Source organism: Desulfitobacterium metallireducens DSM 15288, assembly GCF_000231405.2.
Classification (GTDB): Bacteria; Bacillota; Desulfitobacteriia; order Desulfitobacteriales; family Desulfitobacteriaceae; genus Desulfitobacterium_A; species Desulfitobacterium_A metallireducens.
The window spans coordinates 1,105,822-1,126,829 of the sequence record NZ_CP007032.1 but is presented as its reverse complement, the minus strand read 5'-3'; the positions used below and the strand labels follow the sequence as shown (position 1 = coordinate 1,126,829).

Here is a 21,008-nt window from a genome sequence, read left to right as displayed (position 1 = left end):
CCTAGAAAGTATAAATCTTAATTATAATTATTATTTAAATAAAATAAAAAACCAGAGCAAAAGTTCCAGACATAGGAACTTTCCGCTCGGGCTTTTTCTACCCACGGTGTAAGTCCAATTCACTGGACTTCTGTACCGCTCGGTCCAGACAGGATTACCCCGGAACCCTAGGTACACTTCCTTCGTGTTATCATGATTTGTATCGTGTTATAATACATTGATTTATTATTGTTAGTGTATATGCTACAGCTTAGAGTGTCAACCCATTATTCCACTAAAGTTAAAATTTATTCATCACTCTTGTAAAACGCCCTCTTTCATACTATAATGTCCACTATACAAATACAAGTGTTTATACAAGGTGGATTGGAGGAGCTTATTTTGCAAGAGATACAAATCGGAATATTAGGACTCGGAACAGTGGGTAGTGGGGTAATCCAAATTCTCACCCAGAACGCTGAAGACATTACTAACAGGACTAATAGTCATATTAATATTAAGAAGGTACTCGTTCGTGATATACAAACTCCTCGTTCCGTGAGTGGAAGTTTTACCCTCACAGATAAACCGAAAGATATCTTAGAAGACCCTGATATTGATATCGTTGTTGAAGTCATGGGGGGGATCGAACCTGCTCGGACTTATATTTTAGAAGCACTACACCAAGGAAAAAACGTCGTCACTGCGAATAAGGATTTGCTTGCACTCTATGGGCATGAACTTCTTGATGTTGCCAAAGAAGTAGGGAAAGACCTTTATTTTGAAGCAAGTGTAGCGGGAGGAATCCCCATTATCGCTGCCCTTAAACAATCCTTAGCAGCGAATCGAATTTCTACAGTCGTTGGCGTCATCAATGGTACGACTAACTATATCCTTACTGCAATGGCTGAACAAGGTCGAGATTACGATGAAGTATTAGGGGAGGCCCAAAAATTAGGCTATGCTGAAGCAGACCCCTCTTCAGATGTTGATGGTCTAGATGCTGCACGAAAATTAGCCATTCTTTCTTCCATTGCCTTTAATTCTCGTGTGACCATCAATGATGTTCATGTTGATGGAATTTCGCGGATTACTGCGGATGATATTGCTTATGCCTCCGAACTCAACTCATGCATCAAATTACTAGCTATTGCTAAGCATCAGCAAGATGGCTTAGAAATTCGCGTTCATCCTGCGATTATTCCTAAATCTCACCCCTTAGCTTCTGTCGGAGGTGTCTATAACGCCATCTATGTAATTGGAGATGCCATAGGTGAGACGATGTTTTTCGGCCGAGGAGCGGGTTCACTACCGACAGGTAGCGCCGTCGTATCAGATATTATTCAAGTAACGCGTAATATTGAATCCAAATCCACCGCAACAATCAACTGTACCTGTTATAATGATCTTCCACTGAAAAAATCCGATAATTTTAATACGGCCTTCTATATCCGGCTTCGGGTTAAAGATGAGCCACGTGTTCTAGCGACACTCGCCCTTCTTTTTGCTGAAGCAAATGTCAGTTTTGCATCAATTATTCAGAAGCAAAAGGGAAACAAGGAAGCAGAAATCGTCCTATTAACTCACCCTATCTATGAGGGTCAACTTCGAGAAGCCCTTGAATCAGTCAAAGCCTATAGTAAAGTTTTAGCCGTCAACAATGTCATTCGTTTTGAAGGCAACTAAATCTGGAGGTAAAAAAATGCTATCCGCTAGAATACCCGCGACTTCGGCCAATCTCGGCCCAGGCTTTGACTGCCTGGGCCTGGCCCTTAATTTGTTCAATACGATTACCGTTGAAAAAAGTTCAAACTGGGAAATTCGTTTATCTGGAAAATACACCGCCGATTTACCAGTAGATGAAAGTAATCTCGTTTGGAAAACGATACTTTATCTTTGGGAAAAAGTAAACTATCCAACACCTAAATTGACATTAACGTTAGAGAATAATATTCCTCCTGCAAGAGGTTTAGGAAGCAGTTCGGCTGCGATCGTTGGTGGGCTAGTCGTTGCAAACTCCCTCGCTGGAAATCCTTTTTCTCAGCTTGACCTTCTCCAAATGGCCAACGAACTGGAGGGACATCCGGACAATGTCACTCCTGCTTTATATGGAGGAGTTACCCTTGCTGTCGAAACCGCAAAAGGGATCCTACCTCGAGTCCTGAATGAGAATCCTTACATTGATGTCTTAGTGGTGATCCCCGAATTTCTGCTCAATACGTCGAAGAGCCGCAAGGTCCTTACCTCTCAGGTTTCCCGCTCTGATGCAGTCTTTAATATCGCCCATGCCGGATTGATAATTGAAGCATTCATCCGAGGCGATTACACGCTTCTCAAAGAAGGAATGCGCGATCGGCTTCATCAAGACCAACGAGCTGCACTCGTTCCAGGTCTACCAGAAGCCCTAAGCTCTGCCCTAAACAATGGAGCTTACGGAGCAGCACTCAGTGGATCAGGCCCTACTCTTTTGGCCTTCCTCGCACCTGAGTATACTCAAGATGTTGCCGAAGGGATGGTTAAAACCTTTGCGAATCATGGTTTAAATGCTCAAGCTTATCCTCTTGAAATCAGCCCTCGAGGAGCTCACATCTTGTAAATTGAATAGCTCTAAAAAGGACGTACGAATGATTATCATTCTGCGTCCTTTCCTTATATGCATAATTATTCAATAATAACTTGACATCTCGAAATAATATATAGTATAAATGGTCTATATAAAAATATTATTTCCTATTCTATGTGAAAGGCGAATTATATGATGAACATAACCCTTGATCATTATGACAAAGCAATAATTCATGCACTCCAAGAGGATTCATCGATCTCGAACCTCGTGCTATCCAAATCCATTGGATTGTCCCCTTCGGCTTGCCTTGCCCGAACCAAGAACTTACGAGAATTACGAGTCATCCAGCGTTTTACAGCATTTGTAGATGAAAAAAAGCTAGGCATAGAGACGCTTGCCTTTACAATGGTGAGTTTATCTCCTCTTAACCGTGAGATTGCAAATTCCTTCGTGCAAAAGATTAATGAAACTCCAAACGTACTTGAGTGCTATACGATTACGGGCGGTCAGGACTATCTCTTAAAAGTGGTGGCCAAAGATATGTCTACTTACAGGGATTTTATCATCGATTATCTTATGGCTATACCTGGCGTAAACCGTGTGGAAACAAGTATCGTTATGCAGACTGAAAAAAGAACCTTATCTATTCCCCTTGATGAAGAGTGACTATTTAATGATCGCATAGATATAGATGATAAAAAACGATTGGAGAACGTGACAATGCAGGAACAGATAAAAGCCTTAAAAGCAGCCTTTCCCTATACCCTTCCTGTGATGACCGGATATCTATTTCTGGGAATGGCCTTTGGGATACTTCTAAACAGTAAAGGCTATTCCTTTAAATGGGCCATTTTCATGAGTATCATTATTTTTGCCGGATCAATGCAATATGTTGCCATTGAGCTACTAACTGTGGCCTTTGATCCACTGAACGCCTTTTTTATGACTCTGATGGTTAATGCCAGACATTTATTTTATGGACTATCTCTTTTAGGAAAATACAATGAAGCTGGCAAAAAAAAGCTTTATCTTATGTTTGGACTTACTGATGAAACTTTTTCCATTCTCTGTGCAACTGAAACTCCAGCAGAAATCGATAAGGGATGGTTTATGTTCTTTGTCACCTTTCTCAACCACTCTTATTGGATTACTGCTTGTGCGCTTGGAGGTATATTAGGATCATTAGTCTCCTTTAACACGAAAGGGATCGATTTTGTAATGACTGCGTTATTCGTTGTTATTTTTATTAACCAGTGGAAATCCCAAAAGCATCATGCTCCTGCCTTGATTGGTATTAGCGCCTCGGTCATATGTTTATTGATTTTTGGCGCTCAAAACTTCATTATTCCTGCAATGGGTCTGATTCTTATTACCTTAGGCTTTTACAGGAAACCATTTGAGAAGGAGGCAGAGAAATGTTACTTACCATCCAACAGTCACTCATCTTAATCGCCACCATTGCCTTCGGCACTTTTTTAACGAGAGCAATGCCCTTCTTCCTCTTTCCTGCTAACCGGGATACCCCTAAATTCGTTCTCTATCTGGGAAATGTTCTCCCCTTTGCCTCAATTGGTTTACTGATTATTTACTGCTTAAAAAACGTGTCTCTTATTTCTACCCCTTATGGTCTTCCCGAAGGGATTGCCATTGCCTGCATTGTCCTGGTTCACCTTTGGAAAAATAACGTTCTCCTGAGTATTGGAGGAGGAACTCTACTTTACATGGCTCTAGTTCAGTTTGTATTTACATAGCTCCTAGTAGCCTTAGGATATTATAAAAAAGCGAGGTCCAGATTTTATGATGAACTAAACTGGACCTCGCTTTTTTATTTTCTCCGAACAGAAATGATCTCCGCCAAAATACTGAGCGCTATTTCAGAAGGAGTCTGGGCACCGATATCTAAGCCAATCGGTGCTCGTAAACGAGCTATATTTTGTGTTAAGTAATTTTCCTCATTCAATTTATTAACAATAGTTGCTACTTTTTTAGTACTGCCTAGCATTCCTACATATTTGGCTTCAAACTTCAAAACCTCTCTGACACAATCCGCATCTGTCTGATGACTCCATGACGCAATCACTACATAGGTGTCGTCGTTCGGTCGATAATTTTGAATTCCCTGCACAAAATCGCTGCATAAAACCTGATACGCTCCCGGAAAAAATTTGGTCTTGGCGAAATCTATCCGATCATCGATTACCGTTATTTCAAAATCCAAGGACTTGGCATATTGAGCAACTTCTTTTGCCACATGACCAGCTCCTAAGATAAGTAGGCGTTCTTTTTTTAAGATAGGTTCAACCAACCATCTTTGTTTTTCATTGTTCTCCAAAACTTCAGCACGCTTACTGGTGATTAACTTTTGCAGTTCTTGAGGAGAGCACTCGAAATTTGTTTGTGAACCCCCGAGGAAATTTCCTTCAAGATCCACAAGACTCTTCTGATAAGTGGGGAATAAGGCGGTTATCAACACTGCTTTAGAATTTATTTGTAAATTGTAAACCAATTGCCATATATCCTGCTCTTTAATAAGCTCCAGCAAGACATCCAGATTACCACCACAACTTGGAAATTCATCATGACCTGGCTCATCGTTAATTTTCCAATGCTGTATTTCCACTTGAACTTGACTATCAACTGTCATCAGTGCCTGGGCCCTTTGATAGATATGCTTTTCTACACTTCCTCCCCCAACAGTCCCTAATGTTTGGCCATTTTCCATAATCAACATTTGGGTACCCGGTTCGCGAGGTGTAGATCCCTCTGTATGGACAATAGTTGCAAGTACCGATTTTTGTTTATCCTGATTTTTTAATATCGACCGAAGGATCAGTTCATCCACAAAAATCACCCTTCTCTAAAATTTCTTAAGCATAACATCAATAATCTTATTGATGTTATGCTTAAGATTTAAGATCTACAGCCATTGCAATCCGAGCAATTCTTATACATTTCACAGGAATTACACAGTTCACTCTTATCACTTGCGACAAGACAATAGGTTTTTTCTAGCTTCCAACAAGGCTTAGACTCATTAACCATGACTGTGCTATTCTTCATTGCCCCGCCCTTACAATTTCGCTTGTACCAACATGCATACATTGATGTGAGTTGCTTTACTCCAGCTATATTTAAACCCTTTTGATCCATCAAGTATTTTATAAATTTCAACCTTAATAAATCATTATTGGAGTATTTCCTTTGATAATTTGCCCGATCCGGTCGAATTAGGTCATTTTTTTCCCAGACTCTTAAGGTCTCTGGATGTTCGCTAATCAACTCGGCAACAGTACCTATAGAATATACCCCTTTTTCTTCATCTAACATAAAATCACCACACGCTCTATCCTTGTTCAGAAGTGTCTGAATACATTATAACACGGCCGAGCCAGGCTTTCATATAATTCCTCTTTATTTCTAGGTAAACAAGTACTCGACGGTAATAACCCCAAACGAATAAATTCATCATGAGTTTCTACTAGCCAAGGCCGATTAAGATCAGCACTACTGATCACTTCTTGTTGGCAAAACACCTCTTCTGGCTTTCCATCCGTAAGCACCTGTCCTTGTTTCATAACAAATATTCGATCAGCCCAAGAATACGCCAAATCCACATCGTGCGTAGAAATAATGATTGTCTTCCCTTGTTGACTCAGTTCATCAAGGAGTTGCATGAATTCTCGGGCATGCCTAGGATCCAGCCAGGCTGTTGGCTCATCAAAAATGATCACTTCAGGTTCCATTGCCAAGATATCGGCGATGGAGACCCTTTTCTTTTGTCCAAAGCTCAGTATATGTGTCGGCCTATCAATGAGGTCGCTAATTTCTGTGGCTCGAAGAGCCTTCTCTACACAGTTGCGCACTTCAGCCTCTGACAAACCTAAGTTCATCGGGCCAAAAGAAACTTCCTGTAGGACACTCGCAGAAAACAATTGATTATCCGGATCTTGAAAAACGATACCAATCTTGCGACGTAATTCCATGATCTCATCTTTTTTATAAGAAAGTTTCCGGCCATGAAAACGGATACATCCTCTTTCTGGTTGAAGAATAGCATTAAAATGTAAAAACAACGTCGATTTCCCTGCTCCGTTTGAGCCAAGCACTGCTATTTTTTCGCCACAGCGCACCACCATATTGACTTTTCTTAACGCTTTTGTTCCGTCAGTATACGTGTATTCTATATCTTCTGCTTCTAAAATCGTTTCAACCAAAAAGCTTGCCTCCTCCAATGTAGAAATTGAGCAAAATCAGAGAAACTTCGATAATGCTGATAATTATATAATTACGCACCGAGCATGGAAATTCTTTCTCTAAAACCCTGATGTCCCCTTGATAACAGCGGGCCTCCAGAGCAGTCGCAAGCGCCTGAGAACGTTGAAAAGATTTTATTAATAAAGCATAAAATAACTGACTCGTTGAACGAAAAGAGCTGTTCCAATTCACATATCCTAGCCGTGAACTCTGTGAAGTCCGAATCGTTGCAGCCGAATCCAATAGAACGAAGATCAACCTGTAAATAAGACTCATCAATTCAAGGAAAAGAGCAGGCACCTTTAGTTTACGAAGTACGGAAGTAATTTCAAGCATCGGTGTCGTGAGAGCAAGGAAATAGAGACAAGAAACAGAACCTAGCGATTTGCTCAAAAGCAGAACAGCCTTGTCTAAATCTGTAGCTGTAACCCCTATAAGAATATCGCCTACAACAAAATGATACAAGAAACCTTCAGCATGATCGGAGATTGAAATCGCCAGGGTGAGTTCCCCCATTACTAAAAATGCAATGGGGATCAGCATCAAATGTCCAAAGAACTTAGCAGGAATATCCGCCTTAAAGATAATTAATCCAGCCATTAAAGTCAAAGCCATTATTGGTGTATAGATTGAGGTTGAAATTAAACAGACAACCATGGTCGCCATAGCCAAAAAAGATTTCTCAGCAGGATGAATTGTTAAAAGTTTGTTCGCATAAACATATTGATCAATATTAATCATGATAAGCTTCTTCATGAGACTTCTTATGTTGCCCTTTTTTATAACCCAGATAGAAGCAAACAATTCCACTCCCCATTGCCGCTTGCAGTGCAAACAAGAATGACTCAACCTCACCACTCGACGGCGTATAAATTGAATTAAACCAAGGCTTGTAATTAGGCTCAATACTCATGATGGCATCTGTAGCTTGACTATCTGCTCCTGTGAATTCTCCTTTAACCATGAATAATGGGATAGCCACTAAGACAACAACGAGAACTATCAATAAAATATTTTTCATAATAGATTTCATTATTTCACCTCAAGTTCTAAATCTTTTGGGGTGCTGAAAATCGCAAGTTGCTTTAACTCCTTACTACTGTATTTAGTCAAGAGATTAAATACTAAGACTGTAAGCAAACCCTCACTAACCGCCAGAGGAATCTGAGTTACAGCAAAAATGCCCATAAATTTAGTGGCCGAAGCCATTACACCGCCCTGAGTAGATGGAAAAGCAAAAGCTAACTGGAGAGAAGTCGTTATATAAGTACCAAGATCACCCAAAGCTGTGGCTAAGAAAACACAAATGCTTCTTGAAACGCCCAACTTTTGAAGGCCTCTATAGATCCCATAAGAAACAAAAGGTCCAACTATTGCCATGGAAAAGGTGTTCGCTCCGAGTGTAGTCAAGCCGCCATGAGCTAAGAGAACAGCCTGAAAGATTAAAACGATTACCCCGAGCACACTCATTGCAGCAGGTCCAAAAAGAATAGCTCCTAAGCCTACACCTGTTGGGTGTGAACTACTGCCCGTGACTGATGGAATTTTCAAGGCCGAAAGAACGAAAGCAAAGGCCCCTGCCATCGCCAGCAGCATTTTAAGGTTAGCATTATCTTTCACCGTTTTGTTGATCGAACGTAACCCCGCCATCAGAAAAGGGAGAATGACAATCCACCAGAATGCAGCCCACTTCATGGGCAAAAATCCTTCAGCGATATGCATGGCATAGGCGTTATCAGGAAAGAGGGCAAATACGGATAAACAGTAAACTAAGGCAAGTAATATGCTTTTTTTCATTCTGATAACCTCCTCATTTTCTATTCCCTTAGGTAGATTCCGCTTGTTGATACTTATCTACCCAATCCAGTAATTCATTAACATTATTCATGGTCAATCCTCCGCTTATTTTGGTCTTCCTTAGAAGTACAACTTTTAACCCCAGTTCTAAGGCAGCTAATATTTTGGTATCCGTCCCACCGGCAGAACCACTATCTCGTGTTAAAATGATATCTGCTCCATAAGACTTAAATAATACCCGATTTAGCTCTTTTGAGAAGGGACCTTGGATCGCAACAATATTTTTAGGGTGGATGCCCATATCCTGGCATTTCTGTACGATGCGCCCTTCAGGAAGAACACGCACAACGAAACGAACATGGCTGGCAAAAGAACTATTCACCATACTTTCGAGTTGATGGCTCCCTGTCGTCGCAAAAATCGTAACCGGTCGACCTTTCGCTTGGTAAAGTGTCTCGACGCATTGTTCCAAATGAAGCAAGGCTTCCTCCCAATTATGTACTGAAGAAATTAAGGAGTTGGTCGGAAGCTGAGTCTCAGGTCTTTCCAGCCGCAGAAAGGGGATTCCTTGGTGTTCGCACCATTTACCCAACGAGGTAAACTTAGCACCACAGGAAGGATGGCTGGCATCAAGAATGGCCGTAGGTATTTGCGTACTAGACTTCTCTGACCAGGTTTGAATTCGTTTATACTCAATCCTCTTGTTATTAAGATGTTCACTGATCTCACGTGCTGCAGCCGTTTCTCCCAAAAGAATGAACATTCGTGTTTACCTCCAATAAAAAAAACCCTTCACCAACAGAAGGGTTCAGAGTTCATAACTAGTATCCGGTACGAAAACCGCAGACACAAGCATTCACCTTCCTAACATCCCGTAGGTAGTCGTAATGTTTGGTATGAGCAGGTCTCCTGGCTCAAGATCTTCATCAACTTACGTCTTCCCAGGTATATCCCCAGTGACACTATGTAAGTTAACTCCCTCTTACAGTGGCGGGTACCGCGTTAGCTTGCACTAACTTCCCTTTTAAATTTTTCCCTCAGGAAAAATCACTCATGTCCAGATATTTAATTCTTACTAATTATAGCATCAAAAAAGATTGTTTGTATAGATTTTTCTGAAAGATATTCTCAATCTTTACTTTACCTGGTTCTTATTCTTAATGGTGTTCGTGTTCATGTTCATGACAGACAGACCCGGTACTCACAAGATTCCCCTTGGCATACGAATTCGCCACATCAACCACATTTCCCGAAGCTCCTGTAACTACTTCCAGACCTACAGCATTAAGACCATTGATCATACCCCCACCAATACCTCCGCAGACGAGGACATTTACCCCATCACGTTTAAACATACTTGCAAGTCCTTCATGTTGATGCTGCAGGCCAGTAGCGCTGAGAACCTCTACTTTACGCGCTTCATTTCCTTCGATTTCAAAGACTGTGAATGCTAAAGCTCTGCCGAAATGGGCATCTAAAACCTCACCATTAGTTGGAATTGCTATTTTTTTCATTGTGAAACCCTCCAATTTTATTTTGTTCTTATTATTTATTTTCAATGACTAGTTTCCCCCGTGTGCATCCCCCTCAAGTCCTCAACCTTCAAGGACTTTGACTTCTGCAACATCATTTTTTAGGGTCCCCTTTTGTCACTAATATGAATTGATAAAACTATAGCCATCTTCTATTGCTTCTTTACCTCCATCCGCTTTTAATCTAATTAAATATTCTGGTTGAAATGTGTTCAATATTCTTATTGAAGTTTACAAGGTAAAAAGCGAATCATCATGCTTTATTACCACAAAAGATATTATATCTAGCTCTAAAATCTCTTATTTTTTTACAGCAACTAGGCCATAAAATGCTTCGGTAAAATGGTGTTCCTGATTGACTTCAAAATCGGTCATCATCAAAAGCTCCTCGACTTCTTCTAAACTGAGACGGTGGTTAAGCGGCGGGCCCATCTCAGTCGGCTTTTTCTCCCAATCTATGATGGCTATTCTCCCAGCAGGTTTCAGAATTCGACGGGCTTCCTGAAGAAATCGTTCCTTGTTTTCAATCTCATGAAGAACTGTAACCAAAAGCGCAAAACTTACTGATTCAGAAGAAAGTTTAAAATTATACTCTTCACTTTTTATCGGAATGACATTGGAAAGCTCTTCCTCCCTCATCCTTTTTTCAACCTCAGCGAGCATTTCTACTGATGTATCCAACGCATAAATTATATTCAATGAATCAACGATTTTAGCTGCTGGAATCGCAAAAAATCCAATTCCACAACCAATATCAGCTACACTATCTTCAGCAACTAGCCCTAATCTTTGTAAGGTTTGCACTGGGGGTATGGCCTTTATTCGCCATTCGGCTTTAAGTTTATCTTTATGAGCTGGATCAAATTTATGACTCATTATTACCTCCTAGCAAGACGATAGTCCTGACCCTTTAATATAAAAGCCGCGATTTAAGAAAAAGTTAGAATAATCAATAATAGCATTATCAATATACTCTTCAATGGAGGAAATATATGCCACTCTAATTCCTTTACATTCAACAACTTTATCGCTTTCTTGATTTAACTCATCCAGAGTTAAGCTAAAATTAGGACCGCCTCAGCCAAATCCCCCGAAAGAAACCCTTATCACCGTATTTTGTGAATTTGGTTTTTTCGCGATAAGTTCTTTAAGCTTTTTCGCAGCCTTTTCAGTGACGCTGATCATCTGTTTATTTCACCCGTTTCCCGTATTTATCTTATTTCATCATTATTACCCGCAGGGGGTATATACGAATATCATAACTTTTACCCTTGTCTGTGTCAAATCCATACACTAATCTGCACAAATATTTAAAGGAAGTTGTACTGTAACGGTTGTACCTTTCCCCTCTTCACTGGTCATGAATACCTGACCCTGATGAAGCTGAACTAAGTGTTTAGCAATAGCCAACCCAAGTCCTGTGCCCTTACTTTGACGCGACTTATCTGCTTTATAAAAGCGATCCCACACATAAGGCAGTTCTTCTTGAGGAATTCCATAACCTTGATCCTTAATCTTGACTTGGAGTGTACTATCTTTTATTACGTTTAGTTCAACTGTTATCACTGTTGAAGTATGAGAATATTTCACCGCATTGTCAATAAAAATCACGAATAATTGTCTTAAACGATCATAATCCCCATTAAGGACAGGAACATTGGGCAACCCTTGATAAACGATTTGGATTTCTTTTTTATCGGCCAATGTTTGCAGACTCTTAATGACATCGGAAATAAGGCCTGGAAGGTAGATCTCTTCCTGATGAATTGAGATTTTTCCGGACTGAAGCCTGGATAGCTCAAGCAGATCTCCAACCAATCTCTCCAACCCCTTGGTTTCAGCTAGCATTCTTTGGTAATAATGCTCGATATCCTGTGTTTGGTCAACAGTCCCATCCATCAAGGCCTCGACAGATCCTTTGATAACCGTCAAAGGTGTTCTGAATTCGTGCGATACGTTAGCAACGAAATCTTTACGCAGTTGTTCGAGGCGTTCGCTTTCACTAATATCTTGAACTAGGGCGACACTTCCCGTAACTTTGTTTTGATTGTCAATGATAGGAGATAAAGTAAATCTTAGTTTTTTCCCCTTCCAATCTTTGAGGACTTGCAACGACTTTTTATCCATAATAACTCGTTCAAGTGAGTCGTAGATCGCCAAAGCTTCAAAGTCCTTTTTTAGTCCTTCATTGGAGTATACCAAAGTCTGATTCATGATTTCCGAAAGCGCACTATTAATACTCAGTGAATTAAAATTCAGGTCAAAGGCTACTATTCCTTCAGAAATGCTGGCGATTATATCGCTTATTTTGCCCTTTTCCTGAAAAAGCTGATCAATCGTGTAACCCAGCTTCTCGGCAAGTTGGTCAAGCGAGTTTCCTAATTGTCCCAATTCATCTTCACGTTTAATTCCTGTTCGCGTTGCATAATTGCCACGCGTCATTTCTACGGCAGTGCGATTCATGGCTTTCAAGGGGCGAGTAAAAAGTAAAGAATAGAATATTCCTAAGCCTGTAGCAAGGATTAGAGCGGCCAAAAGACTGATCTCTAACATATGAATCGCTTTATCAATAGTTTCGGTTATACCTGTAACAGGTGAATGTAACAAGACTGCACCAACTACGTTTTGATCCGAATTCCGTATTGGAACCCCTACGGTCAGCGTTGCTTCGTTGTAGACACCGCTGAAATTTTCGCTTATTGATTCTTTACCCGCTAAAACTTCCGTGATCACGTTTTCCGCTTCTGCAGGCAAAGGGTCTTTACTAAAGGCTTGACCAATACCATTTCCAGCGCTATTTCCTAGACCACCGCCCTTACCCCCCATACCGTTTCCCATGCCCATGTTTATATTCGTACCAGATATTGCAGCAGGGTTACCCTTGTCATCAGTTATCCAGACTTTTGCCTCTGCAAGGTTACCTAATACTTTCATCAGTCCACCATAGCCCCGCATCTGCGAGCTACTTTGCGGATTTTCACTGAATAGTTCTGAAATACTACGCGCTCTTTCTAGCAGGACTTGCTCTTTACTGTCGAACGTATATTGTCTAAACATTTGGATGAAAAAAAGTCCAATCGTTAGCATTGATATGAGAACAATAACTACAAAACCGGCTGTTAATTTAAATGTAATCGTTTTTCTAAACATGCTTTACCTCAAATTTATATCCCACTCCCCAGACGGTCTTGATATCCCAATTGAACGATTGGGAATTTTCTATTTTAGATCTGAGTCTTTTTATATGGGTATCTACTGTTCGCGCATCACCAAAATAATCATAACCCCAGACACGATCAAGCAAGGTATCCCTTGAAAAAACTTTCCCTGGATTCCCTGCCAATAACCATAGAATTTCGATTTCCTTCTTAGTCAAATTAATGATTTGGCCCTGTATTAATACTTCATAAGTTGAAATATTGATTTCTAACCCTGGAAAACGAATAATATCTTTTTCTTCATCCTCAGAAATGTCAATCCGTCTTAAAATCGCCCGTATCCGTGCCATAACTTCTGCTGGACTAAAGGGCTTAACAATATAATCATCAGCCCCAATATCCAAACCCATGATACGATCTCCATCTTCGCCTTTAGCCGTGATCATAATAATAGGTACATTCGAAGTTTCACGGATCTTACGGCAAACGTCGAATCCATCCTTCTTAGGCATCATAACATCGAGTAACAGAAGGATAGGTGGCGATTCATTAAACTTCTGAATGGCTTCTTCTCCATCATGCGCAAGGAGTGGCGTATAACCCTCCTTAATCACATATCGTTGCATTATTTCGAGAATATCCTCATGATCATCGGCGATCAGGATTGTCTTGTTCATAATTGCTCCCTCCAGTCTGCATCTCTACTGTTTTTTAAGTATTTTCATTCAAAATCCGGATTATTGTTATCTAACATTAATCTACCACTTAATGAAACTAATGTGTGACATAATTATGGCATAGGATTACGTCTTTAGGAACTGCTCGATGATCGAAATGACAAAATTCTTTTAAACTTTTGCCAAAGTTTTGCCACATTTCTTGTCTATACTTCAATTAAGGGTAAATATACACTATCAATAAAAAGGAGCGTGTCAACATGAAAAATCTCAAGAAACTCCTCGTCGTCGTCACAACCCTAGGAGTATTAGGGACAGCAGGTAGCGTTTATGCAGCAACACTCAAGACCCCAGCCGAAATCACAGCCGGTGTGACAGGCCAAACTGTTGAAACTGTAACCGAACAACGGTCTACCACAGGCAAAACTTATGGTACGATTGCCGAGGAAGCAGGCAAGCTAGATGAATTCCAAACCCAAATGCTAGAACAAAGAAAAGCTGTTCTTGACGAACAGGTTGCAGCTGGTGACATTACCCAAGCGCAAGCCGATGAAATCTATAATAACATCAAAAATAATCAAGCAACCTGCTATGGCCAAGGAATGGGAGGAAGAGGCTATGGCATGGGTGGTGGCTACGGAATGGGTAGAGGAGCCGGTAATGGGGCAGGATTCGGTAGAGGTGGCGCTTGCGGCCTAGGTGCTACTCAAAGCACTACTAATGCTACCCCAAGTACTACTCAAGGTGCTTTAAACTAAAAAATAGATTCCAACATCAATTTAGTTTCAAAGACATTTACAGAGAGAATGAAATAGGGGCTACACTACGGTAAGAAAACCCTTCTGTAGCCCTTTTATAAGAGGAAGAGTGATAATAATTGAGAAAAGAGAAACAAATTAAATTTTTACGTTGGATTCTTTTAGCCCTTATTACGCTGTTTATTACGACTGAAGCATACCTGCATATTAAACTGGGGGGTGGAGAATCACCTTCCATACACGCGCTCTGCCCCTTTGGTGGACTGGAGAGTTTATATCAAATATTCACAGCAGGGAGCTTCATTAGCAAAATATTTGCAGGGACACTTGTCCTTTTTGGGGTAACTGTTCTATTGGCGATTCTTTTCAGACGAAGCTTTTGTGGGTTACTCTGTCCGTTTGGTGCTATTCAGGAGTTCTTTGCAAAAATGGGTCAGAAAATCTTTAGAAAAAAATTTGTTATTCCCGCAAAGGTCGATAAACCTTTAAGATATTTAAAATATCTCGTCCTCATCATTACCGTATTATATGCTTGGAGAACTGCAGGTTTATGGATGGCTCCTTATGATCCTTGGTCAGCTTATGGTCATTTACCTGAAGGTCTAGAAAGTGTATGGGGAGAATCTGCGGTAGGTTTAATCCTCTTAGTCATAACCTTGATTGGATCACTACTCTATGACCGCTTCTTCTGCAAGTATCTTTGCCCCATGGGTGCACTTTATGGGATACTGGGCAAAGTCAGTCCTTTTAAAGTTGTGAGAAACGAAAATACCTGCATCGATTGTGGAAAATGCAACCGTTCCTGTCCGATGAATATAGATATCCAGCATAACACGGAAGTGAAAAGTGCTGAATGCATTAACTGCCAACTTTGCGTCTTAGAATGTCCTAAACCAGGAGCCTTGGAAAACAAGGAAGGTCAAAAATCGATGAAGCCTCTCATCGTAATTGCTCTGGTCGTAGTTGTATTTTTCGGTTCTATCCTTACCTTCAAGGCTGCTGGTGTATATACGGTTTTACCGGCTCCCCTCAAAGCTGGAGAAGCAATCACTTATGATGAAATCAAAGGCTATATGACGATTAAGGATGCTGCTGAAGCAACTAATACACCACTCGAACATTTTTATACGACATTCAAAATTCCAAAAAATGTCCCTGCAGAAACGATGATGAAAGAGATCAGTAAAACAGTTCCGGATTACAATTGGGATGAAGTCAAAGAAAGTCTTGAAAAATAAAGCAACACTATAAAATAAAGATAATGATAAAGAGCGTTATAGCAGAAAATCTTATATCTGCCATAAACGCTCTTTTCGTTAGCTTGTAATATTGAACCGATTGATTTGAAATTTACGTTACATCATCAACGGGTTAATTCTCTTATTTTTTCATCCCTTGTTATTATTTTGGGGAAAGAATAACATCCAAGTCCATAAAAATACGTACGATAAGGATCGTCCTCACGCAGTGGACATTTATCTAGTTTGGCCTTAAAAAATTGGAGCAAACGGTTCATTTTAATCGCCTTCCTTTATTCTCTTATTTGATGAGGAAGTCTCAAGATTGCTTAAACTCAGGTATTTATCTCTCATGTATATTGTATACAAAAGCAACCAAAAAATAAAGCCCTTTTTAAAAAAAGATATGAGTCCACTCATCGTGGACTCATATCTCTCTATGCTATTCACATCGTGGTAATAATAGACATCTAAAAAACATAGTTCTATTTGGCTTAGAAGATGAACTCTGTATCGCACAGGGGGCAAAATCTTCATACTCTCTAACTCCACCCCTTTAAGGGTTTATGAACTTTACTTGATTATAGCAAAATACCCTGCAGAGTAGTTTTTCACGGACTACTCTACAGGGCATTTTATTTAATCATCTTGTCAATAATTTAACTTCATGAAAATCTTATCTCTTAATAGGGCCAGGGATAAGTTTCAATTCCATTGTTCACAACGCAATTCCTAGCAGCAAAACCGCCAAGGAATAATGCAATCGCCAGAGCTGGCATAGCCCATGTTAAAGTGGCACCCGAGAAGAATAAATATGCACTTAACCCTAACGGGAATAGCACTCCAACTAAGGGATAAAGAATGACGAAACGAGCCGTTTTTAGCATACGATGCATTCCTTCTTTAGCCTCAATTGGACCATTATGTGTATGCTCGAGATAAGCTAAAGATAAGCCGAAGGTTAATGCTGAAAGGGCTAAAATAGCACCCATGAAAGCTGTATATACGGTCCCGTTTGGAGCATAAAGCGTACCGAGGTAAGCAAGTGCAAGAGAGAAGGATGTTACAAGATAGAGCACCGGAAGTGCAGGGGTGTGCCAGAGAGGGATTGATGCAGGAGCAGCGAGCAACCCTCCTGAAATGATAGGGAACAAGAATCCTGCAATTGCCGCAATGGCGCCAAAGAACACTTGATAAGGCGCAAGCATACTTGATAATCCACTTAGAAAACTAAAATTCGCAAACTCAGGAATTACGAAAAGGATTCCAAATACATAATTGACGATAATGAGCATGACGTCCCAAGAGATCCCCGACTTAGTTGCGTTATTCATAGAGTAGATTGCATTGAGAGGCCGCTCTAAATCAAAGAAAACAAGGAATAAACCCGCGATGGCGAAAAATACAAGTCCACTTAGAGTTGCAAGTCCAACCATCGATGCAGTTGCTGCAAAGAAATTTAATATATAGGACAGAGTAATTAGTGCTCCACCAAAACCACCGAAGAACAGATAGACGGCCACCGGCCATTCATAAGCTTCTTGGCGTTCAAGATGCATCGGTTTTGCCATGAATATCCCCTCCTTAATAAATATAATAGACGCGTGGTTCAGTATCGAGGTCAGGACGGAGTGGTTTGGCCAAACCTGAAGATACCGCTTTGGCTACTTCGCTGTTAGGATCGTCCAAATCACCAACCATTCTTGAAGTTGTGGGACAGGTCGAAACACAAGCTGGTTCCATCCCACGGGCTATCCGATCTTGGCAGAAAGTACACTTATCAATATGGACTTTGGTGTGTTGAGTACTATCACCATAGATTTCTTTAGCTTGACGCACATCCTCTTTGTCATAGACGTAACGTGCACCATAAGGACATGCTGCCATACATGCTTTACATCCTAGGCAGGTATCATAATTAACCAAGACAAAGCCATCATCATTTTTAAAAGTCGCTTTAGAAGGACACACCGTCATGCAGGCCGGTTCTTTACAATGCATACAAATCGTTGGAACAAAATGACGACCCGTATTAGGGTATTGACCCACTTCAATATCTTTTACCTTAGTCCGCCATTTATTAGACCAATATGGAGTTTGATTTTCAAGAGAGCAAGCTGCACTACAGGCCTGACAGCCTACACAGGATCGCAGATCTATGACCATGCCATAGCGTGCCATATTATATTCCTCCTTACTTTGTCACGCGAACGGTGAATTCTTGACTCCGGAATGCACTTACGAGAGGTTCAACTTGATAGGGAATCAACTTATTGATAGCTGTTCCGACTCCAGCTGCATTTTTCAATAATGGGTTTTCACTTCCCCAAGATGAAGACATGAATACGGTGTCAGGACGAACCATCTCAGTTACAAAAGCTTTAATTTGCGCTTTTTGTCCACTAACCAAGTTTTCAACCGTTACGGTATCACCGGTTTTGATATTTAATAGGGTTGCTTTTTGGGTGTTTATCCAGAGGCCCATGAATTCATCTTCTTTAACCTTGGATAATGCCATCAGAATGGGATTATTAGAGTTTGTTGATGCATAAGAAACTGTCGGCACTTTTCCATAAATGAAGTTGAATTCATCCGGTTTTTTCGCTTGATTAACCTGGGGAGGGATATAAACGAATCCTGGATTCCAGGTGTCTGAAGGACCTTGCTGCATCGTGAAACCAGCAAGATACAAGGAATAGATTTCAATTCTTCCAGAAGGAGTTGGGACCGGTAGATCCTTAAGAAGAGTTGCATGCTCCCGCATCTTATCAGCTGTCTCAACGATAAGCACGCCTTTTTCACGAAGGGTTTGTTCGAGCTTTTCTGGCGACATTCCCAAATTCTTTGAATGATGCTTAAAGGAAACATTACGTAACGCTTTAGTGTATGTTTGCTGTCCTTTAACAGCTTTGCCAATTTGCTCTTGAAGGTCTTGAAGATTCATACCGTTAAGCTCTGAAATCGTTTGAACTAAAGCGTCGGTTGCTCCAAAGGCCTGGGCAAAACCAAAGAGAATATCCGCAGTTCCTTTTAAATCTGCGCTAGATTCAACTGCACTAAACCGAGTCGTAATTGCGTGATCCGTAGAAGGGCCTGCTCCATAGATGAAAGGCTCATCCCGTTCAATATAGTTTTGATTTGGGAAAATGACGTCTGCATAAGCCGCAGTATCGGAAGGTACAATATCGATTACCGCAAGTATTCCAAGATTTGGGCTTGACAGCATCTTCTTCCATCGTGATTCAGGATAGTAATGTCTAACTGGATTTGCTGCATTCATTAAAATCGCTTTAATCTTATAGGGTTGACCGTTATATTGAAGTTTACCGTCTATTGCTTCCTCTAGCCCATAATCAGAGAACGCTGGCATAACAACACCTTGGCGACCTGCAGCTTTTTCAGCCATCGAATGGGCCATTGCAAAGGATGGATGACCATGCTGCCATGAAGCTGGATCAAAAAATTTACCGGCTGCCGTCAATGGGAAGTTCATCCCTGGAAGTCCTAGAATTGGCGTCGGTTTACCCTCTTTCATATTCTTAACGAAATGAAGAAGCTTTTCCCGATATTCACCGGACATGAGCCAACCGCCAGTGGTATCAATTCCACCCACAAGAGCTTGAACAATACTTTGCAAACGACGGGTATTGATCATATTTCCATAACGAGCACCATGCCAACCTGGATCAATAAGAGATGGACGAGTTTGTCCAAACTCAATTGCGATTTTCTCAATAGTCGCTGCGGGGATATCCGTTTCTTGTTCAGCCCAAGCAGGCGTGAATTTCGCAGTTTGTTCGAGCATATATTGGAAAATTGTTTTTGGCTTTTGTCCATTCATCTCGAAGCCTTTGGGAACTTCTAATGCAGGAACAAGTTTCTTGCCATCCACATCAACCGTATTTGTATTGTTATAACCCGGAAGCTTGCGAACTTCGCCGGTAATCTCATCAATTACCCAGAAAGCAGTTGGATTGCCTTTTTCGTCATTTTCCATCATTGGCACAACCATGCCCTGATGTTCAACAGCAAGGAAAGACATATTTGTGTGATCTCTTACAAAATCAAGGTCATATAATTTGTTACGAAGAATGACGTGAATCATGGCTAAGAAAAAGGCTGAATCTGTTCCAGGTTTAATAGGAAGCCATTCATCCGCTTTCGCAGCTAATTCAGACATACGGGGATCGAGTACAACAACTTTTGCACCCCGTTTTTTAGCTTCAGCAAAGCGAACTAAGCGGCTTGTTGAAGCAGCTGCTACACCAGAGTTTGTTGCTGAAAAAATGATGTATTTAGCATTTTCAAAATCTGCGAGCACTTCATCATGAAAGTTAAAGTTTCCAGTTACGAAGTCATTGCCTAAGTGACCTGCTGTTACACATTGTTGCATAGGTGCCGCAACAATGTTAGGCATCTGCATTGTAAAAGCAAAAGCCAAGGCTAAAGGCATATAGAACACGCAGGAGGTCCAGCCACCGACCATTGCCATTTCCCAAGGCTGAACTTGGTTTTCTTGCATCTTTTGCATAAAATAATTAGTGGCTTCTTCCCATGATGCTGGACGGAAGTTCCACTCTCCCCGCTTAGATCCTTCAACTCGAATTAATGGAGTTGTTAGACGCCCTTCATCATAAGTTTGTTTTAATCCAGCCTGACCACGGGCACATGTTTTCCCTCGGTTCAAAGGACTATTAGGGTTTCCTTCAATTTTAACGGCAGTCTTCTTACCGTTTACTTCTTTAACCCCAATGCGCACATTACAAACCGTTGAGCAAAAATTGCAGATACTTGGTACCCACTCTACATCGCGTGAAGCGGTGGTTTGTTTGGCTGCCACGTTACGTTCTTTTAGCGAACTCATACCATGGACCTCCTCTGTTCATATTTTCACTTATAGATAGATAATATATGGTTTTTAAATTTTATGCGAACGACAAAAAAGGCCATATTTTGCGATTGTGTGCACTAATCACTTCAATAGTCTATTTTTGTTTGATTATCTTAGTTTATCCCCTATACCCTGGGTAGGTAAATCCCCTTATACCA

The 21,008-nt window shown here is 40.8% G+C and carries 21 protein-coding genes and 1 riboswitch; of the genes, 7 read left to right on the top strand and 14 right to left on the bottom strand.

Annotated features, from left to right (window positions below; translation table 11 throughout):
- Positions 1–381: 381 nt before the first annotated feature.
- From DESME_RS05470 to DESME_RS05450, 5 genes are all read left to right on the top strand, one after another.
- Positions 382–1,665, top strand: coding sequence for a homoserine dehydrogenase (locus tag DESME_RS05470; protein ID WP_006717822.1), 1,284 nt, complete (start codon positions 382–384; stop codon positions 1,663–1,665).
- 16 nt (positions 1,666–1,681) lie between these two features.
- Positions 1,682–2,575 (top strand): homoserine kinase, encoded by an 894-nt coding sequence (gene thrB / locus DESME_RS05465; RefSeq protein WP_006717825.1) that lies wholly within the window; start codon positions 1,682–1,684, stop codon positions 2,573–2,575.
- Between the two features lie 162 nt (positions 2,576–2,737).
- On the top strand, positions 2,738–3,211 hold the full coding sequence (locus DESME_RS05460; RefSeq protein ID WP_025248681.1) for an Lrp/AsnC family transcriptional regulator: 474 nt from the start codon (positions 2,738–2,740) through the stop codon (positions 3,209–3,211).
- 54 nt (positions 3,212–3,265) lie between these two features.
- A complete protein-coding gene (locus tag DESME_RS05455; RefSeq protein WP_006717829.1) occupies positions 3,266–3,994 on the top strand; it encodes an AzlC family ABC transporter permease in 729 nt (242 codons plus the stop codon).
- Entirely contained in the window at positions 3,961–4,296 is a 336-nt protein-coding gene (locus tag DESME_RS05450) for a branched-chain amino acid transporter permease (protein WP_006717830.1), read from the top strand. The genes DESME_RS05455 and DESME_RS05450 overlap by 34 nt, the downstream gene beginning before the upstream one ends.
- Before the next feature lie 74 nt (positions 4,297–4,370).
- On the opposite strand, the gene DESME_RS05445 is transcribed toward DESME_RS05450, so the two are convergent.
- The 11 genes from DESME_RS05445 to DESME_RS05395 all read right to left on the bottom strand — a co-directional run bounded on the left by DESME_RS05445 (position 4,371) and on the right by DESME_RS05395 (position 13,963).
- Positions 4,371–5,387 (bottom strand): XdhC family protein, encoded by a 1,017-nt coding sequence (locus DESME_RS05445; RefSeq protein WP_006717832.1) that lies wholly within the window; start codon positions 5,385–5,387, stop codon positions 4,371–4,373.
- A gap of 68 nt (positions 5,388–5,455) precedes the next feature.
- Positions 5,456–5,872: a MerR family transcriptional regulator gene (locus DESME_RS05440; protein WP_006717834.1), complete on the bottom strand. Its 417-nt coding sequence runs from the start codon at positions 5,870–5,872 to the stop codon at positions 5,456–5,458.
- Between the two features lie 26 nt (positions 5,873–5,898).
- Positions 5,899–6,759 (bottom strand): energy-coupling factor ABC transporter ATP-binding protein, encoded by an 861-nt coding sequence (locus DESME_RS05435; RefSeq protein ID WP_006717837.1) that lies wholly within the window; start codon positions 6,757–6,759, stop codon positions 5,899–5,901.
- Positions 6,752–7,540: a cobalt ECF transporter T component CbiQ gene (cbiQ, locus tag DESME_RS05430; protein WP_025248680.1), complete on the bottom strand. Its 789-nt coding sequence runs from the start codon at positions 7,538–7,540 to the stop codon at positions 6,752–6,754. The genes DESME_RS05435 and cbiQ overlap by 8 nt, the downstream gene beginning before the upstream one ends.
- Positions 7,533–7,832 (bottom strand): energy-coupling factor ABC transporter substrate-binding protein, encoded by a 300-nt coding sequence (locus tag DESME_RS05425; RefSeq protein ID WP_006717841.1) that lies wholly within the window; start codon positions 7,830–7,832, stop codon positions 7,533–7,535. The genes cbiQ and DESME_RS05425 overlap by 8 nt, the downstream gene beginning before the upstream one ends.
- Positions 7,832–8,596: an energy-coupling factor ABC transporter permease gene (locus DESME_RS05420; RefSeq protein WP_006717843.1), complete on the bottom strand. Its 765-nt coding sequence runs from the start codon at positions 8,594–8,596 to the stop codon at positions 7,832–7,834. Before DESME_RS05420 ends, DESME_RS05425 begins: the two co-directional genes overlap by 1 nt.
- Positions 8,597–8,624: 28 nt before the next feature.
- Positions 8,625–9,359 (bottom strand): precorrin-6A/cobalt-precorrin-6A reductase, encoded by a 735-nt coding sequence (locus tag DESME_RS05415; protein ID WP_006717845.1) that lies wholly within the window; start codon positions 9,357–9,359, stop codon positions 8,625–8,627.
- A 119-nt stretch (positions 9,360–9,478) separates the two neighbouring features.
- Positions 9,479–9,666, bottom strand: a riboswitch (cobalamin riboswitch).
- An 87-nt stretch (positions 9,667–9,753) separates the two neighbouring features.
- On the bottom strand, positions 9,754–10,110 hold the full coding sequence (locus DESME_RS05410) for a NifB/NifX family molybdenum-iron cluster-binding protein (protein WP_006717847.1): 357 nt from the start codon (positions 10,108–10,110) through the stop codon (positions 9,754–9,756).
- A 318-nt stretch (positions 10,111–10,428) separates the two neighbouring features.
- On the bottom strand, positions 10,429–11,004 hold the full coding sequence (locus tag DESME_RS05405) for a class I SAM-dependent methyltransferase (RefSeq protein WP_006717849.1): 576 nt from the start codon (positions 11,002–11,004) through the stop codon (positions 10,429–10,431).
- A gap of 417 nt (positions 11,005–11,421) precedes the next feature.
- Positions 11,422–13,278, bottom strand: coding sequence for an ATP-binding protein (locus tag DESME_RS05400; RefSeq protein ID WP_006717851.1), 1,857 nt, complete (start codon positions 13,276–13,278; stop codon positions 11,422–11,424).
- Positions 13,271–13,963: a response regulator transcription factor gene (locus tag DESME_RS05395; RefSeq protein WP_006717852.1), complete on the bottom strand. Its 693-nt coding sequence runs from the start codon at positions 13,961–13,963 to the stop codon at positions 13,271–13,273. Before DESME_RS05395 ends, DESME_RS05400 begins: the two co-directional genes overlap by 8 nt.
- Before the next feature lie 260 nt (positions 13,964–14,223).
- Between DESME_RS05395 and DESME_RS05390 the strand changes: the two genes are divergently transcribed.
- Positions 14,224–14,721: a DUF2680 domain-containing protein gene (locus DESME_RS05390; protein WP_006717854.1), complete on the top strand. Its 498-nt coding sequence runs from the start codon at positions 14,224–14,226 to the stop codon at positions 14,719–14,721.
- A 119-nt stretch (positions 14,722–14,840) separates the two neighbouring features.
- The gene (locus tag DESME_RS05385) at positions 14,841–15,959 is read left to right on the top strand and encodes a 4Fe-4S binding protein (RefSeq protein WP_006717857.1); all 1,119 of its coding nucleotides are present in this window, start codon (positions 14,841–14,843) and stop codon (positions 15,957–15,959) included.
- Between the two features lie 683 nt (positions 15,960–16,642).
- Here DESME_RS05385 and nrfD read toward each other — a convergent pair.
- Genes nrfD through DESME_RS05365 form a run of 3 tightly spaced genes read right to left on the bottom strand, consistent with a single transcriptional unit; the run spans position 16,643 to position 20,823 of the window.
- On the bottom strand, positions 16,643–17,530 hold the full coding sequence (gene nrfD / locus DESME_RS05375; protein ID WP_006717862.1) for an NrfD/PsrC family molybdoenzyme membrane anchor subunit: 888 nt from the start codon (positions 17,528–17,530) through the stop codon (positions 16,643–16,645).
- 13 nt (positions 17,531–17,543) lie between these two features.
- Positions 17,544–18,140, bottom strand: coding sequence for a 4Fe-4S dicluster domain-containing protein (locus DESME_RS05370; RefSeq protein WP_006717864.1), 597 nt, complete (start codon positions 18,138–18,140; stop codon positions 17,544–17,546).
- A gap of 13 nt (positions 18,141–18,153) precedes the next feature.
- A complete protein-coding gene (locus tag DESME_RS05365; protein WP_006717866.1) occupies positions 18,154–20,823 on the bottom strand; it encodes a molybdopterin-dependent oxidoreductase in 2,670 nt (889 codons plus the stop codon).
- Positions 20,824–21,008: the final 185 nt, after the last annotated feature.

Excerpts from the sequence above, each read along its gene's own strand:
- DESME_RS05455 (WP_006717829.1), top strand. The coding sequence starts at position 3,266 with ATGCAGGAACAGATAAAAGCCTTAAAAGCAGCCTTTCCCTATACCCTT.
- DESME_RS05425 (WP_006717841.1), bottom strand. The coding sequence starts at position 7,832 with ATGAAATCTATTATGAAAAATATTTTATTGATAGTTCTCGTTGTTGTC.
- cbiQ (WP_025248680.1), bottom strand. The coding sequence starts at position 7,540 with ATGATTAATATTGATCAATATGTTTATGCGAACAAACTTTTAACAATT.
- DESME_RS05400 (WP_006717851.1), bottom strand. The coding sequence starts at position 13,278 with ATGTTTAGAAAAACGATTACATTTAAATTAACAGCCGGTTTTGTAGTT.
- DESME_RS05390 (WP_006717854.1), top strand. The coding sequence starts at position 14,224 with ATGAAAAATCTCAAGAAACTCCTCGTCGTCGTCACAACCCTAGGAGTA.
- DESME_RS05460 (WP_025248681.1), top strand. The coding sequence starts at position 2,738 with ATGAACATAACCCTTGATCATTATGACAAAGCAATAATTCATGCACTC.
- DESME_RS05410 (WP_006717847.1), bottom strand. The coding sequence starts at position 10,110 with ATGAAAAAAATAGCAATTCCAACTAATGGTGAGGTTTTAGATGCCCAT.
- DESME_RS05415 (WP_006717845.1), bottom strand. The coding sequence starts at position 9,359 with ATGTTCATTCTTTTGGGAGAAACGGCTGCAGCACGTGAGATCAGTGAA.
- DESME_RS05420 (WP_006717843.1), bottom strand. The coding sequence starts at position 8,596 with ATGAAAAAAAGCATATTACTTGCCTTAGTTTACTGTTTATCCGTATTT.
- nrfD (WP_006717862.1), bottom strand. The coding sequence starts at position 17,530 with ATGGCAAAACCGATGCATCTTGAACGCCAAGAAGCTTATGAATGGCCG.
- DESME_RS05450 (WP_006717830.1), top strand. The coding sequence starts at position 3,961 with ATGTTACTTACCATCCAACAGTCACTCATCTTAATCGCCACCATTGCC.
- DESME_RS05405 (WP_006717849.1), bottom strand. The coding sequence starts at position 11,004 with ATGAGTCATAAATTTGATCCAGCTCATAAAGATAAACTTAAAGCCGAA.
- thrB (WP_006717825.1), top strand. The coding sequence starts at position 1,682 with ATGCTATCCGCTAGAATACCCGCGACTTCGGCCAATCTCGGCCCAGGC.
- DESME_RS05365 (WP_006717866.1), bottom strand. The coding sequence starts at position 20,823 with ATGAGTTCGCTAAAAGAACGTAACGTGGCAGCCAAACAAACCACCGCT.
- DESME_RS05370 (WP_006717864.1), bottom strand. The coding sequence starts at position 18,140 with ATGGCACGCTATGGCATGGTCATAGATCTGCGATCCTGTGTAGGCTGT.
- DESME_RS05395 (WP_006717852.1), bottom strand. The coding sequence starts at position 13,963 with ATGAACAAGACAATCCTGATCGCCGATGATCATGAGGATATTCTCGAA.
- DESME_RS05440 (WP_006717834.1), bottom strand. The coding sequence starts at position 5,872 with ATGTTAGATGAAGAAAAAGGGGTATATTCTATAGGTACTGTTGCCGAG.